Source organism: Saccharothrix sp. NRRL B-16314 (assembly GCF_000716595.1).
Taxonomy (GTDB): Bacteria; Actinomycetota; Actinomycetes; order Mycobacteriales; family Pseudonocardiaceae; genus Actinosynnema.
In genome coordinates, this window is sequence record NZ_JNXC01000004.1 from 78,726 (window position 1) to 91,774 (window position 13,049).

Sequence of the window (13,049 nt, forward strand, 5' to 3'; positions counted from 1 at the left end):
CCCGTCTCGATCACGCGGTCGCCACCGCAACGGTCCACACAGGAGCGAAAGGGGAACGCCGTGCGCGTGCTCGGTGTCAACGCGGTCTTCCACGATCCCGCCGCCGCCCTCGTGGTGGACGGCGAGGTGGTGGCCGCCGCCGAGGAGGAACGCTTCTCGCGGCGCAAGCACGGCAAGCGGCCGGTGCCGTTCTCCGCGTGGGAACAGCCGGAGCAGGCCGCGCGCTGGTGCCTCGCCCACGCCGGGCTCACCCCGGCCGACCTCGACGCCGTCGCCTACTCCTACGACCCGGACCTGGTCGAACCGAGCGACGTGCCGTGGGAGGACCTGCGCACCGAGTACGCCCGGCGCGCACCGTACTTCCTGGCCACCGCGCTGCCGGGGCTGGACCCGGCGACCGTGCGGTTCGTGCCGCACCACGTCGCGCACGCCGCGTCCGCCGGGCTGGCGGCGCCGTTCGGCGGTGACTGCGCGGTGCTGGTCAACGACGGTCGCGGCGAGTGCCGGTCGCACCTCGCGGGCAGCTACCGCGGCCACCGGCTGGAGACGCTGGCCGCGCAGCACCTGCCGCACTCCCTCGGGCTGCTGTACGAGGACCTGACCGAGCACCTCGGCTTCCTGCGGTCCAGCGACGAGTACAAGGTGATGGCGCTCGCCTCCTACGCCGAACCCGCGCACCTCGACCTGCTGCGGGAGCACGTCCGCGCGACCGAGGACGGCGGGTTCGCGGTGAAGCCGCTGGACTGGGCGACGCTGGCGAAGCGGCGCGAACCGGACGGCGAGATGACGAAGGAGCACGCCGAACTGGCGGCGAGCGTGCAGGTCCGGGTCGAAGAGGTGCTGCTGGACCTGGTCCGGTGGCTGCACGAGCGGACCGGGCAGAAGCGGCTGACCATGGCGGGCGGTGTGGCGCTGAACTGCGTGGCGAACACCCGGATCTTCGCCGAGGGTCCGTTCGACGAGGTGTGGGTGCAGCCGGCGGCGGGTGACGCGGGCACGGCTCTGGGCGCGGCCTTGCAGGTCGTGGCGGACGGCGGTGAGCCTGCCGCGCCGATGCCGGGCGCGGACCTCGGCCGGTCGTGGACCGACGCGGAGATCGCGGAGTACCTGCGCACCGCGAAGATCGCCTACGAGGAGCCCGCCGACGTGGCCGTCGCGGTCGCCGAGGCGTTGGCGGACGACCAGGTGGTGGCCTGGTTCCAGGGCCGCAGCGAGTACGGGCCGCGCGCGTTGGGCCGGCGGTCGCTGCTGGCGCACCCCGGTCGGGCGGAGAACCTGGCCCGGCTGAACGAGGTGAAGGGGCGGGAGCAGTTCCGGCCGATCGCGCCGATGGTGCCGGCCGACCGCGCGGCGGAGCTGTTCGAGCGGGGGCCGTTGCCGAGCCCGTACATGCTGTTCGTGCACGACGTGCGGCCGGAGTGGCGTGACCGGATACCGGCGGTCGTGCACGTGGACGGCACGGCACGGGTCCAGACGGTGGACCCGGGCTCGGAACCGCTGATGGCGCGGGTGCTCCGCGAGTTCGACCGGCGCACCGGCGTGCCGGTCGTGGTGAACACCAGCCTGAACACGGCAGGGCGGCCCATGGTGGACGACCCGCGCGACGCGCTGGAGTGCTTCGGCTCGGCGCCGGTCGACCTGCTGGCCATCGGCCGGTTCGTGGTGCGGCGGCCGGGTGCGGCCGGATCGGCGGGGCGGCCATGAGCGTCGACTACGCGGTGGTCATCCCGACCGTGGGCCGCGACAGCCTGCAAGTGGTGCTCGACGCGTTGGAGGAGGGCGACGGCCCGCCGCCGCGCGAGGTCATCGTCGTGGACGACCGGCCCGACCCCGGCCCGTTGCCGCCGACGCACTCCGCGAGGGTGTTGCGCACCGGTGGTCGGGGGCCGGCCGCCGCGCGCAACGCGGGGTGGCGTGCCGCTTGCTGCGAGTGGGTCGCGTTCCTGGACGACGACGTGGTCCCCGCGCACGACTGGAAGCTGCGGTTGGTCGACGACCTGGCCAGGTTGGGGTTGGACGTGGGCGCGTCGCAGGCGCGGGTCGTGGTGCCGCTGCCCGAGGACCGCGCGCCGACCGACTGGGAACGCGGCACGGCCGGGTTGGCGCACGCGCGGTGGATCACCGCGGACATGGCCTACCGGCGGGCGGCCCTGGTGCACGCGGGCGGGTTCGACGAGCGCTTCCCGCGCGCCTACCGGGAGGACGCCGAGCTGGCGCTGCGGGTGCAGGCGAACGGGTACCGGATCGTCAACGGGGAGCGCGTGACCACGCACCCGGTGCGCGCGGCGGGGTTCTTCGCCAGCCTGCGGCAGCAGCGCGGCAACGCCGACGACGCGCTGGTGCGGCGGTTGATCGGTCCGGAGTGGCGGCGGCGGGTCGGCGGAGCGCCGGGACTGCTGCCGCGGCACGCGGTCACCGCGGCGTCCGGTGTGGCGGCGGTCCTCGGCGGACTGCTCGGCCTGCGGCGGACGGCGTTGGCGGCGGGTGGCGTGTGGGCGGCGTTGACCGCGTGGTTCGCCGTCGAACGCATCGCGCCCGGCCCGCGCACCCCCGACGAGGTGGCGAAGATGGTCGTCACCAGCGCCCTCATCCCACCCGCCGCGTGCCTGCACCGGTTGCGCGGCGAGTGGCGTCACCGGGCCGTGCCCGTCGCGGGTCGTGAACGCCGGATCGTCCTGGCGACCGACGACCGCTTGCGCGTGTCGGCCCGTGCGGGAGGGGCGGTGGAGCGATGAGGGTCCTGGTGCTGCGCGCCCTCGGTCTCGGTGACCTGCTGACGGCCGTGCCGGCGCTGCGCGGGTTGCGCCGGGCGTACCCGGACGCCGAGATCACCCTGGCCGCGCCCGGCTGGCTGGCCGACGCGGTCGGCCGGATCGACGCGGTCGACCGGCTGCTGCCCACCGAAGGGCTGGCGCCGATCGACTACGAGTCGCCGGACCTGGCGGTCAACCTGCACGGGTGCGGCCCGCGGAGCACCGAGCTGCTGCGCGCCACCAAGCCCGCCCGGTTGATCACGCACGGCGTGCACGTGCCGTGGGCCGCGCACCAGCACGAGGTGCTGCGGTGGTGCCGGCTGCTGGCGCAGTTCGGCATCGCCTGCGACCCCGCCGACCTGCACCTGCCGCCGTTGCCGAGCAACGAGGCGATCGTCGTGCACCCCGGCGCCAGCCACGCCGCCCGCCGCTGGCCCGCGACGCGGTTCGCCGCGGTGGTGCGGGAGCTGGGGCCGGACGTGGTGGTGACCGGGAGTCCCGACGAGGCTCCCCTGGTGCGTGCGGTGGCACGGGGTCGCGAGCGGATGGGCGACCTGGCCGGGTTGCTGGACCTGGTGGCGGGTGCGCGGCTGGTGATCTGCGGCGACACCGGCGTGTCCCACGTCGCCACCGCCTACCGCACGCCGTCGGTGGTGCTGTTCGGGCCGGTGTCCCCCGCGGAGTGGGGTCCGAGGTCCGGTCCGCACCGGGCGCTCTGGCACGGGACGACCGGTGACACGTTCGCCGACCGGCCCGACCCGGGGCTGCTGGAGATCACCGTGGACGAGGTGCTGGACGCCGCGCGATCGATGCCGGGAGGTGGGCCGTGGCCGGGATCGGCGTCATCGGCGCCGGCTATGTCGGGCTGACCACCGCTGCCTGCTTCGCCCGGCTCGGGCACGCCGTGGTGTGCGCGGACGTGGACGAGGCGAAGGTGGAGGCGCTCGGGCGGGCGGAGGTCGGTGCGCACGAGCCGGGGTTGGCGGAGTTGGTCGCGGAGGGGTTGCGGGCCGGGCGGTTGCGGTTCGTGACCGGCAACGCGGCGGCGCTGTCCGATGTGGACTTCGTGTTCCTGTGCGTGCCGACGCCGACGGGCCCGGACGGCGCGGCGGACCTGACCGCCGTGCACGCGGTGTTGCGCGAGGCGCGGGACGCGGTCCGGCCCGGGTGCGTGCTGGTGATCAAGTCGACGGTGCCGGCGGGCACGACCGAGCGGGTGGCGGCGGTGGTGCGGCGGCCGGACGTCCAGGTCGTGTCCAACCCCGAGTTCCTGCGTGAAGGCCATGCGGTGGACGACTTCCTGCGGCCTCAGCGGGTCGTGGTCGGCGCGGAGGACGAGGAGCCCGCGCGTCGGGTGGTGGCGCTGTACGAGGGCACGGGCGCGCCGGCGCTGGTGACGCGGAGCGCGAGCGCGGAGCTGGTGAAGTACGCGAGCAACTGCTTCCTGGCGATGAAGCTGTCCTACGTGAACAGCTTGGCCGAGTTGTGCGAGCAGGTCGGGGCGGACATCGCGGACGTGACCGAGGGGATGCGGCTGGACGACCGGATCGGGGCGTCGTTCCTGGACCCCGGGCCGGGGTGGGGCGGTTCGTGCTTCCCGAAGGACACCCGGGCGCTGCTGTCCACGGCCGAGGAGGCACACGTCGACTTCCCGTTGCTGCGGGCGACCATCGGCACGAACGGCCACCAGGCGCACCGGGTGGTGGGACTGGTGCGGGACGCGGTCGGGCCGTTGGACGGCGCGCGGTTGGGGTTGCTCGGGCTGACGTTCAAGGCGGGCACGGACGACCTGCGCGACTCGCCCGCGTTGGCGGTGGCGGCGCTGCTCGCCGCGGAGGGCGTCCGGCTGACCGGCTACGACCCGTGCGTCTCGGCCGACTGCGGGCCGGTGCGGGTGCTGGGGTCGCCGGAGGCGGTGGCGCGCGACGCGGACGGGCTGGTCGTGCTGACCGAGTGGCCGGAGTTCGCGGAGCTGGACTGGCCCAACCTGGCGGCGGTGATGACGGCGCCGGTCATCGTGGACACCCGCAACCTCCTGCCGGTGGACAAGGTCACCGAGGCCGGTTTCCACCTGGTCTCCCTCGGCCGCCCGGCGTAGGCGCGAGCCGGCCGTCACACCGTGCTCGATCGGCCTTCCAGCCACCCAGGACCTCGTCGGCACCGATGGCCGCACCGGACCGACCCGTCCCGCAGCCGGGGACGTGGTTGGCCGAGTGGCGCGGGGACACCAGGTCGTGGCGGTCGAAGGTGGCGCCGATCCACTTGATCGACCCGGCGAAGTCGACCCGGTCGGCGACGGGGGCGCGGTCGGCGACGGGGGCGCGGCCGGCTCCGACGAGGTCGACCTCCGGAGTGCTGTCGGTTCCACCAGCCACCCACCACGCCGGTGTTCGAACCCGGGTTCCTCCGGGCCGTGGAGTACGCCCAGGGTGGCGTGGCGTAGTCAGGTCCGCGGGTCCCAGCGGAAGAAGCGGGTGGACAGGGCGTTCGCCACGGCGGTCCAGGCGGCCACCGAGCCCACGGCTTCGAGGACGTGGTCGGTCGGGCCGCCCCACGCCGCCTGCGTGAGCGTGCCCAGGCCGCTGCCGGGGATCAGGAACACCCAGGCGTCCGCCCCTCCCGCCGTGCCCATCAGCCCGCCGACGATGATGGCGAAGAAGAACGGCGCCGTGGTGATCTGGGCCAGCTCCGCCGTGCCGGTGAGGCCGCTGGTGCAGATCCCCGCGGCGCAGCTGATCGCGGCACCGCCGACCAGCGCCAGGACCAGCAGGTCGGGACGGGTCGGCATCGGCGCGCCGGCGGCCACGCTCACCCCCAGCAGCACCAACGCCTGCGCCAAGCCGAGCACCACCACCGGCAGCAGGATTCCGGTCAGCACCACCACGTCCGACGCCGCACCGGTCCGCAACCGCTTCAGGTACAGGTCCTGGCGGCGGGCGGTCAACGCGGTCGTCACCGTCACGTACACGGTGAACCCGAACGAGAAGAGCAGCTGGAGGGTGACCACCATCGTCCAGCCGTCGTCCTGACCGCCCACCCCCAGCGCGAAGTACAGCCCCGCCGCCAACGGCATCAGCACGGCCAACGCGGCGGCGGTCCGGTTGCGCAGCAGGAGCTTCAGCTCGGCGACGCCCAGTGCGGTGATCATGCGGCCACTACCTCCTTGCCCGTCCGGGCACTGTGGAACACGTCCTCCAGCGACGCGTGGTGGGCACGGATCCGGCCCAACCGCAGGCCTTCCTGCCCCGCCCACGCCAGCAACACCGCCATGTCGTCCTGGAGCTCGCCGGTGCGCACCTCCACCCGACCGGACGGCCGGTGCACCACGTCACCCGCCAGCATCGGCAGCGCGCCGACGTCGAGCCCGCCGGGCAGGTCGAACGAGATCCGCGCGGGCTGGGCCGCGAGCACGTCCACCAACGCGCCGGACACCGCCACCACCCCCTCGTGCATGATCGCCAGCCGGTGCGCCAGCGACTCGGCCTCCTCCAGGTAGTGCGTGGTCAGCACGACGGTCGTGCCCTCGGCCAGCAGCCCGCGCACCACCTCCCACGTCCGCTGCCGCGACTCCGGGTCGAGCCCGGTCGTCGGCTCGTCCAGGAACAGCAGCTCGGGCCGCCCGAGCACGGCCAGCGCGAGGTCCAGCCGACGCCGCTCACCGCCGGACAGCTGCTTGATCCGCACGTCCCGCCGGTGCGCCAGGTCCAGCCGCTCCAGCACGTCCTCGGTGGCACGCCGGCCGCTCGTGACGCCCCACAGCGCCACCATCTCCCGCGCCGTCAGGTCCGCCGGGAAGCCGCTGTCCTGGAGCATGATCCCGGTGCGCGCACGCAACGCCGCGCGTTCCCGGAACGGGTCCAGCCCCAGCACCCGCACGGTGCCCGCGAACGGCTCGCGCAACCCTTCCAACGTCTCCATCGTCGTCGTCTTGCCCGCGCCGTTGGTGCCGAGGAGGGCGAACAGCTCACCCTCCGAGACCTCGAAGTCGACCCCTCGCACGGCCTCGAACGAGCCGTAGCGGCACCTCAGCCCCGCCACTTCGATCACCGGTTTCCTCATGGTCACCATGCTGGTCGCGGTGACCCGCGCGCCCCAGTGCCACCGCGCACCGGTTCACGTGACAGATGTCAGCAGACAGCCGTGCGACCGGGCTCGTAGATTCACCCTGTGACTCCCCTGAGCAGGCTGCGCCGCTACACGTGGTGGTCGGTGGCGGCGGGCGGCGCGGTGGTCGGTTTCGGCACCGCGCTCGACCTGGTCTCCCACGGCTACGGCCTGGTCAAGTCGCTGTCGGTGGCGTCGGCGGTGGTTCTGGTGATCGTCCAGCACACCCGCTACATGCGGCAGGCCATGGGCGGGCTGGGGCGTGGCGAGCGCCGGCGGTGGGAGCACGCGGCGACGTTCGCGGTGGCGCTGGCGGCGTGGGCGGTCATGAGCGGCAGCAACGGGTTCCTGCCCGCCTGGGCCTTGCTGCCCGCCCTGGTCGTCGCCCACGTGGGCGCGGTGCTGCCGGCTCGCAGCCGGTGGCCCGTCGTGGCGGTGATGTCGGTGCTGGCCATCGCGACCGGCGGCGTGTTCGGCGGCGCGGACGCCAGGCCCGCGATGGTGCTGGCCGCGGCGATGATCGTCGCGCTGGTGTTCGCCGACCTCGTCCAGCTGTGGATCTGGCAGCTCGTGCTGCGGCAGGAGCAGGGCCGCAAGACCGCCGAGGCGCTGGCCGTGGCCGAGGAGCGGCTGCGGTTCGCCGCCGACCTGCACGACATCCAGGGTCACCACCTCCAGGCGATCGCGTTGAAGGGCGAACTGGCGCAGCGGCTGATCGGCCGCGACGACGACCTGGCGCGGCAGCACGCGGGCGAGGTGGCGGAACTGGCCCGGACCGCGTTGCGCGAGACCCGTGACGTGGTGCAGGGCTACCGGCGGGCGAGCCTGGGCACGGAGATCACCAACGCGGTGGGCGTGCTGCGCGCGGCGGGCATCGAGACGACGGTCGAGGGTGACGCGGTGGGCGTGCCGCCGCCGTTGCAGCCGCTGTTCGGCGCGCTGGTGCGGGAGGGTACGACGAACGTGCTGCGGCACAGCCGGGCGCGGCGGTGCGACGTGGTGATCAGCGCGGACGACGGCCAGGTGTGCGTGCGGCTGGTCAACGACGGCGTGCCACCCGATCTCGCGGGCGCCGACTTCGCGGGCGCTGATCTCGCGGGCACGGACGGGGCCGGCTCCGGGTTGGCCGGGCTGCGCGACCGGTTCTCCACCTTCGGCGGGCGGATCGAGGCCGGTCCGGCGGGCGTGGACGGGTTCGAGCTGGTCGGCCGGGCCGGGGTGGGCCGGTGATCCGGGTGGTGCTGGCCGACGACGAGGACCTGATCCGGGGTGCGCTGGCGGCGCTGCTGGAGCTGGAGGACGACATCTCGGTGGTCGCGCAGGCCAGCGACGGTGACGCGGCGGTCGCGGCGGTGGTCGAGCACCGGCCGGACATCGCGGTGTTCGACCTGGAGATGCCCCGGCGGGACGGTGTGCTGGCGGCCGAGGCGGTCCGCGCGCTGGACGGCGTCGCGGTGGTCATCGTGACGCGGCACGCTCGGCCCGGTGTGCTCAGGCGGGCGTTGAGCGCGGGCGTGCGCGGGTTCGTGCCGAAGACGACGCCGGCCTCGCAGCTCGCCTCGATCCTGCGTGACGTGCACGAGGGCCGCCGGTACGTGGACTCCGAGATCGCCGCGGCCGCGCTGACCGAGGGCGCGTGCCCGTTGACCGCACGGGAGCTGGACGTGCTGCGGTACGCGCTCCGAGGCGGCACGGTCGCCACGATCGCCGCCGAGGCGCACCTGGCCGCCGGCACCGTGCGCAACTACCTGTCGTCGGCGATGACGAAGCTCGGCGTCAGCACCCGCTACGAGGCCGCCCGGCTGGCCTGGGACGAGGGCTGGATCTGACCGAGGTGGACGACCTTCACCGCGGTCATCTCGTCCAGCAGCTCGGGCCCGTAGCCGAAACCGGTGCCGGACTTCCGCCGCGGCTGGGCGGCACCGCCGGGTGCACCGCCGAAGACCGCGTTGACCTTCACCGTGCCCACCGGCAGCGCCCGCCACGCCTGCTGCGCGTGCGCCATCGACGCGGTGAGGACCGTCGCCGCCAAGCCGTGCTCGTCCACGCACGCCTCGGCCAGCCCTTCCTCGAACGACGCCACCACGCGCACGGGCGCGACCGGCCCGAACGTCTCCTCGCGCATCACCCGCATGTCGGGCGTGCAGCGGTCGAGCACGGTCGCCGGGTAGTACGCGCCGTCGCGCTCCGGGAGTCCGCCGCCGACCAGCGGCACGGCGCCGTCCGCCACCGCCTCGGCGACGTGCGCGTGCACGTGCTCCCGAAGCCGGACGTCCACCAGCGGCTGCGGGTCGGCGTTCCAGCGGCGCGCCTCCTCGCACAGCGCGGCCAGGAACTCCCCCGACACGGCCCGGTGCACGAAGATCCGCTCCACCGACGTGCACAGCTGCCCAGCGTTGGTGAACGCCCCCAGCGCCGCCTGCCCGGCCGCCCACACCGGGTCCACGTCCGCGTCGACCAGCAGCGGGTCGTTGCCGCCGTTCTCCAGCAACGCCTTCGCACCCGTCGCGGCGCAGGCGGCGGCGATCGAGCGGCCGGTGGTCGTGCCGCCGACGTGCGCGACGACGTCCACGTGCGGTGACGAGGCCAGCACCGCGCCCACCGCGCCGTCACCGGTGAGGCTCTGCAGCACGCCCGGCGGGAAGTGGTCGACCATGAGCTGTGCGAGCAGGACGCCGGTGTGCGGGCAGCGCTCGCTCGGCTTGTGCACCACGGCGTTGCCGGTCACCAGCGCCGCGCCGAGCAGCCCGCACGACACCGCGACCGGGTCGTTCCACGGTGTCAGCGCGACGACCACGCCGCGCGGTTCGGGCACCATCAGGTCCGTCGCGTCGTGCGCGCCGAGCAGCGACCGGCCGCCGTGCACGGGACCGAGTTCCGCGTACTGCTCCAACGTGGACGCACCGGCCAGCACGCCGTCACACGCGGACACGATCGGACGACCGGTCTCCGACCGGATCACCTTCGCCAGGTCGGCCGCGTGGGTCCGGATCGCCTGCGCCGCGGCCTTGAGCGCGGCTCCCCGCTCGGCCGCGGGGGTCGCCGCCCAGGCGGGTTGCGCCTCGCGCGCGGTGAGCACCGAGCCGGCCACGTCCTCGTCCGTGGCCATCGGCAGCCGGCCGATCAGCCGGCCGTCGACCGGGCTGTGGACGTCGAGTGCATCGACACGCATGTCCGTCATGGCCACCGGGTACCCGAGCGCACGACGTGAAACCCGAGGCACAGCCCCGAGGAGGTAGGACCATGCCCGGACGCGAGGAGTTGCCGAGCACCATCGCCCGCTCCCCCAAGAAGGCGCAGCGGACGTGGATCAAGGCGCACGATTCGGCGGTGGAGACCTACGGCGAGGGCCAGCGGTCGCACCGGACCGCGTTCGCCGCGCTGAAGCACTCGTTCGAGAAGGTCGGCGACCACTGGGAGCCGAAGCAGAGCAAGGGTCCGTCGGACAAGCAGGCGGCGCGCAGCACGCCCAAGCAGGGCAAGACCGCGGGTGGCGTGGACGCCAACGCGAGCAAGCAGCACCTCTACGACGTGGCGAAGAGGCTCGGTGTGGAGGGCCGGTCGAGCATGACCAAGCAGCAGCTGGTGGAGGCCATCGACAAGGCCAACAACCGCAAGACAGCCAAGGCCCGCTCCTGAAAGTCCGGCGTTCCAGGCGTTCCGGCGGTGGCGAGCGGCTCTAGGGTTCGAGCCACCCGCGGTCGGTGAGCAGCTGACTGGCCTGCGGCCCCATCAACGTCATGCCGCCGTCCACCACGAACGACGCGCCCGTCACGTACCCGGCCGCCGGCGTCGCCAGAAACGCCACCACCGCGGCGACCTCGCTCGCGTGACCGGGCCGTCCCAGTGGGACACCGGGCCGCTGTTCCGTGCGCGGGTCGACGTCCTCCTGCCCGGTCATCGGGGTGGAGATCTCGCCGGGCGCGACCGAGTTCACCGTGATGGCGTGCTCGGCGAGTTCCAACGCCAACACCTTCGTCAACGCGCCCAACCCGGCCTTGGCCGCGCAGTACGGCGCCGCGCCGACCCGGGGCTGGTGCTCGTGCACCGAGGTGATGTTGATGATCCGGCCGCCCCGCCCGGCCTCGATCATGTGCTTGGCGGCGCGCTGGGAGCACAGGAACGCGCCGTCGAGGTCGACCGACAGCACACCGCGCCAGGTGTCGAAGTCCATCTCCGTCGCCTTCTGCGCGGTGCCGGTGCCCGCGCAGTTCACCAGCACGTCCACACCGCCCAGCTCGGCCGCCAGCTCGTCCACCACGGCCGCCGCGGTGGGCAGGTCGGTCAGGTCCAGCTGCCGCACGGCCGCTCGGACGCCGCGCTCGCGGACCTCCCGGGCGGTGCGCTCCGCGCCGTCGGCGTCCCGGTGGTAGGTGATGCCGACGTCCACCCCGCCGCCCGCGAGGGCCACCGCGACCGCCTTGCCGATCCCCGAGTCGGACCCGGTCACGACCGCGCGCTGCGGCGCACCCGTCCGGTCCTGGGGCAGTGGTGCGCTCATGGCCTGCGGATACCCGTGCCCGTGTTTGCCACACGCCGTGCCGGGAACGCCACTCGGGAACCGCGTCGGAAGGAGTCGTGATGAAGGCGGTCACCTGGCACGGCAAGCGGGACGTCCGCGTGGACACCGTGCCCGATCCGATCATCAAGGAGCCGACCGACGTCATCGTGCGCATCACGTCGTCCGGGTTGTGCGGCTCCGACCTGCACCTCTACGAGGTCATGGGGCCGTTCATCGACGAGGGCGACATCCTGGGGCACGAGCCGATGGGTGTGGTCGAGGAAGTCGGGGTCGGGGTCACCGAGGTCAAGCCGGGCGACCGCGTGGTGGTGCCGTTCAACATCTCCTGCGGCACGTGCTTCATGTGCTCGCGCGGCCTCCAGTCGCAGTGCGAGACGACCCAGGTCCGCGAGCACGGCACCGGCGCGGCGCTGTTCGGCTACACCAAGCTCTACGGGCAGGTTCCCGGCGCGCAGGCCGAGTTCCTGCGGGTGCCGTTCGGCAACACGCTGCCGATCAAGGTGCCGGAAGGCCCGCCGGACGACCGGTTCGTCTACCTGTCCGACGTGCTGCCGACGGCGTGGCAGGCGGTGGAGTACGCGGGCACGCGGGACAGCCTGGTGGTGCTCGGGCTCGGCCCGATCGGCGACATGGCTACCCGGATCGCGCAGCACCGCGGCGTCGCGAAGGTCATCGGGGTCGACCTGGTGCCGGAACGGATGGCGCGCGCCGAGAAGCACGGCGTGACCGTGCTGAACGTGCGGGACAGCCACCTGGTCGACCACATCCGCGACCTCACCGACGGTCGCGGCCCGGAAGCCGTGATCGACGCCGTCGGCATGGAGGCGCACGGCGCGCCGGTCGCGAAGTTCGCCCACCAGGCCGTCGGCCTGCTGCCGGACGCCATCGCGGCCCGGTTCATGCAGACCGCGGGCGTCGACCGGCTGCACGCGCTGCGGCTGGCGATCGACATCGTGCGGCGCGGTGGCACCATCTCGGTGGTCGGCGTGTACGGCGGGATGGCGGACCCGATGCCGGTGCTGACCCTGTTCGACAAGCAGGTGCAGCTGCGCATGGGGCAGGCCAACGTGTGGCACTGGGTGCCGGAGATCCTGCCGCTGCTGACGGATGCCGACCCGCTCGGCGTGGACTCGTTCGCGACGCACCGCCTGCCGCTGGACGAAGCGCCGCACGCGTACGACATCTTCCAGCGGAAGCAGGACAACGCCGTCAAAGTGCTGCTGCGCCCATGACGGGTTATCGTCCGACGATGATCCGCTTCCGGTGGTTGCTCGCCGTGGCGCTGCCGTTCACGTTGGCGGCGGGCGGGTGCGGCTCGGGCACCGAGGACCTGGTCCGGCGCGCGGCTGACGATTTCACGGCCGCCCTCGCAGCAGGTGACTCCGAGCGGGCATGCGCTCTGCTGACCGAACGCGCGCGTGAAGGCGTGGAGTGCTCGTCGCTGGACGTGCCCGGGGGGTCGGTGGAATCGGTCGAGGTGTGGGGTGACGCGGCCCAGGTCCGCACGTCCGACGACGTGCTGTTCCTGCGCGACCTGACGTCCGGGTGGCGGGTGTCCGGCGCGGGCTGCACCGCGCAGGCGGACCGGCCCTACGAGTGCGAGGTGGGTGGGCCGTGACCCGGCGCGGGATGTTCTACGCCTACCTGCTCGGCGTCCTGGTCCTGCTGGT

General features: G+C 73.7%; 13 protein-coding genes. 9 read left to right on the forward strand and 4 right to left on the reverse strand.

What is annotated here, in order from left to right; all coding sequences use genetic code 11:
• Positions 1-60 precede the first annotated feature (60 nt).
• The 4 genes from OQ02_RS10195 to OQ02_RS10210 are packed head-to-tail and all read left to right on the forward strand — an operon-like array spanning position 61 to position 4,851.
• Positions 61-1,704 carry a carbamoyltransferase family protein gene (locus OQ02_RS10195; protein WP_033438095.1) on the forward strand — a complete coding sequence of 548 codons (1,644 nt, stop codon included), beginning with the start codon at positions 61-63 and terminating at the stop codon, positions 1,702-1,704.
• Positions 1,701-2,735, forward strand: coding sequence for a glycosyltransferase (locus OQ02_RS10200; protein WP_081915506.1), 1,035 nt, complete (start codon positions 1,701-1,703; stop codon positions 2,733-2,735). Before OQ02_RS10195 ends, OQ02_RS10200 begins: the two co-directional genes overlap by 4 nt.
• The gene (locus OQ02_RS10205; protein WP_051772122.1) at positions 2,732-3,622 is read left to right on the forward strand and encodes a glycosyltransferase family 9 protein; all 891 of its coding nucleotides are present in this window, start codon (positions 2,732-2,734) and stop codon (positions 3,620-3,622) included. The genes OQ02_RS10200 and OQ02_RS10205 overlap by 4 nt, the downstream gene beginning before the upstream one ends.
• Positions 3,580-4,851: a UDP-glucose dehydrogenase family protein gene (locus tag OQ02_RS10210; RefSeq protein ID WP_033438096.1), complete on the forward strand. Its 1,272-nt coding sequence runs from the start codon at positions 3,580-3,582 to the stop codon at positions 4,849-4,851. The genes OQ02_RS10205 and OQ02_RS10210 overlap by 43 nt, the downstream gene beginning before the upstream one ends.
• 345 nt (positions 4,852-5,196) lie before the next feature.
• Here OQ02_RS10210 and OQ02_RS10220 read toward each other — a convergent pair whose 3' ends face one another.
• Both OQ02_RS10220 and OQ02_RS10225 read right to left on the reverse strand, forming a co-directional pair.
• A complete protein-coding gene (locus OQ02_RS10220) occupies positions 5,197-5,901 on the reverse strand; it encodes a hypothetical protein (RefSeq protein WP_033438098.1) in 705 nt (234 codons plus the stop codon).
• On the reverse strand, positions 5,898-6,812 hold the full coding sequence (locus OQ02_RS10225; RefSeq protein ID WP_033438254.1) for an ABC transporter ATP-binding protein: 915 nt from the start codon (positions 6,810-6,812) through the stop codon (positions 5,898-5,900). Before OQ02_RS10225 ends, OQ02_RS10220 begins: the two co-directional genes overlap by 4 nt.
• A 108-nt stretch (positions 6,813-6,920) precedes the next feature.
• Between OQ02_RS10225 and OQ02_RS10230 the strand changes: the two genes are divergently transcribed.
• On the forward strand, positions 6,921-8,087 hold the full coding sequence (locus tag OQ02_RS10230; protein ID WP_051772123.1) for a sensor histidine kinase: 1,167 nt from the start codon (positions 6,921-6,923) through the stop codon (positions 8,085-8,087).
• Positions 8,084-8,686: a response regulator transcription factor gene (locus OQ02_RS10235; protein WP_033438100.1), complete on the forward strand. Its 603-nt coding sequence runs from the start codon at positions 8,084-8,086 to the stop codon at positions 8,684-8,686. The genes OQ02_RS10230 and OQ02_RS10235 overlap by 4 nt, the downstream gene beginning before the upstream one ends.
• Here OQ02_RS10235 and OQ02_RS10240 read toward each other — a convergent pair.
• On the reverse strand, positions 8,644-10,029 hold the full coding sequence (locus OQ02_RS10240; RefSeq protein ID WP_442973602.1) for an aldehyde dehydrogenase family protein: 1,386 nt from the start codon (positions 10,027-10,029) through the stop codon (positions 8,644-8,646). The two genes, OQ02_RS10235 and OQ02_RS10240, sit on opposite strands and share 43 nt — an antisense overlap.
• A gap of 71 nt (positions 10,030-10,100) precedes the next feature.
• On the opposite strand from OQ02_RS10240, the gene OQ02_RS10245 reads away from it, so the two are divergent.
• Positions 10,101-10,496: a ChaB family protein gene (locus OQ02_RS10245; RefSeq protein ID WP_033438102.1), complete on the forward strand. Its 396-nt coding sequence runs from the start codon at positions 10,101-10,103 to the stop codon at positions 10,494-10,496.
• 40 nt (positions 10,497-10,536) lie between these two features.
• On the opposite strand, the gene OQ02_RS10250 is transcribed toward OQ02_RS10245, so the two are convergent.
• Positions 10,537-11,358, reverse strand: coding sequence for an SDR family oxidoreductase (locus OQ02_RS10250; RefSeq protein WP_051772124.1), 822 nt, complete (start codon positions 11,356-11,358; stop codon positions 10,537-10,539).
• Positions 11,359-11,438: 80 nt separating this feature from the next.
• On the opposite strand from OQ02_RS10250, the gene OQ02_RS10255 reads away from it, so the two are divergent.
• On the forward strand, positions 11,439-12,611 hold the full coding sequence (locus OQ02_RS10255; protein ID WP_033438103.1) for an alcohol dehydrogenase catalytic domain-containing protein: 1,173 nt from the start codon (positions 11,439-11,441) through the stop codon (positions 12,609-12,611).
• Positions 12,612-12,628: 17 nt separating this feature from the next.
• Positions 12,629-12,997, forward strand: coding sequence for a hypothetical protein (locus OQ02_RS10260; RefSeq protein ID WP_051772125.1), 369 nt, complete (start codon positions 12,629-12,631; stop codon positions 12,995-12,997).
• Positions 12,998-13,049: the final 52 nt, after the last annotated feature.

Coding starts and splice junctions, on each gene's coding strand:
- OQ02_RS10225 (WP_033438254.1), bottom strand. CDS start 6,812: ATGAGGAAACCGGTGATCGAAGTGGCGGGGCTGAGGTGCCGCTACGGC.
- OQ02_RS10240 (WP_442973602.1), bottom strand. CDS start 10,029: ATGCGTGTCGATGCACTCGACGTCCACAGCCCGGTCGACGGCCGGCTG.
- OQ02_RS10220 (WP_033438098.1), bottom strand. CDS start 5,901: ATGATCACCGCACTGGGCGTCGCCGAGCTGAAGCTCCTGCTGCGCAAC.
- OQ02_RS10250 (WP_051772124.1), bottom strand. CDS start 11,358: ATGAGCGCACCACTGCCCCAGGACCGGACGGGTGCGCCGCAGCGCGCG.
- OQ02_RS10205 (WP_051772122.1), top strand. CDS start 2,732: ATGAGGGTCCTGGTGCTGCGCGCCCTCGGTCTCGGTGACCTGCTGACG.
- OQ02_RS10255 (WP_033438103.1), top strand. CDS start 11,439: ATGAAGGCGGTCACCTGGCACGGCAAGCGGGACGTCCGCGTGGACACC.
- OQ02_RS10260 (WP_051772125.1), top strand. CDS start 12,629: ATGATCCGCTTCCGGTGGTTGCTCGCCGTGGCGCTGCCGTTCACGTTG.
- OQ02_RS10200 (WP_081915506.1), top strand. CDS start 1,701: ATGAGCGTCGACTACGCGGTGGTCATCCCGACCGTGGGCCGCGACAGC.
- OQ02_RS10245 (WP_033438102.1), top strand. CDS start 10,101: ATGCCCGGACGCGAGGAGTTGCCGAGCACCATCGCCCGCTCCCCCAAG.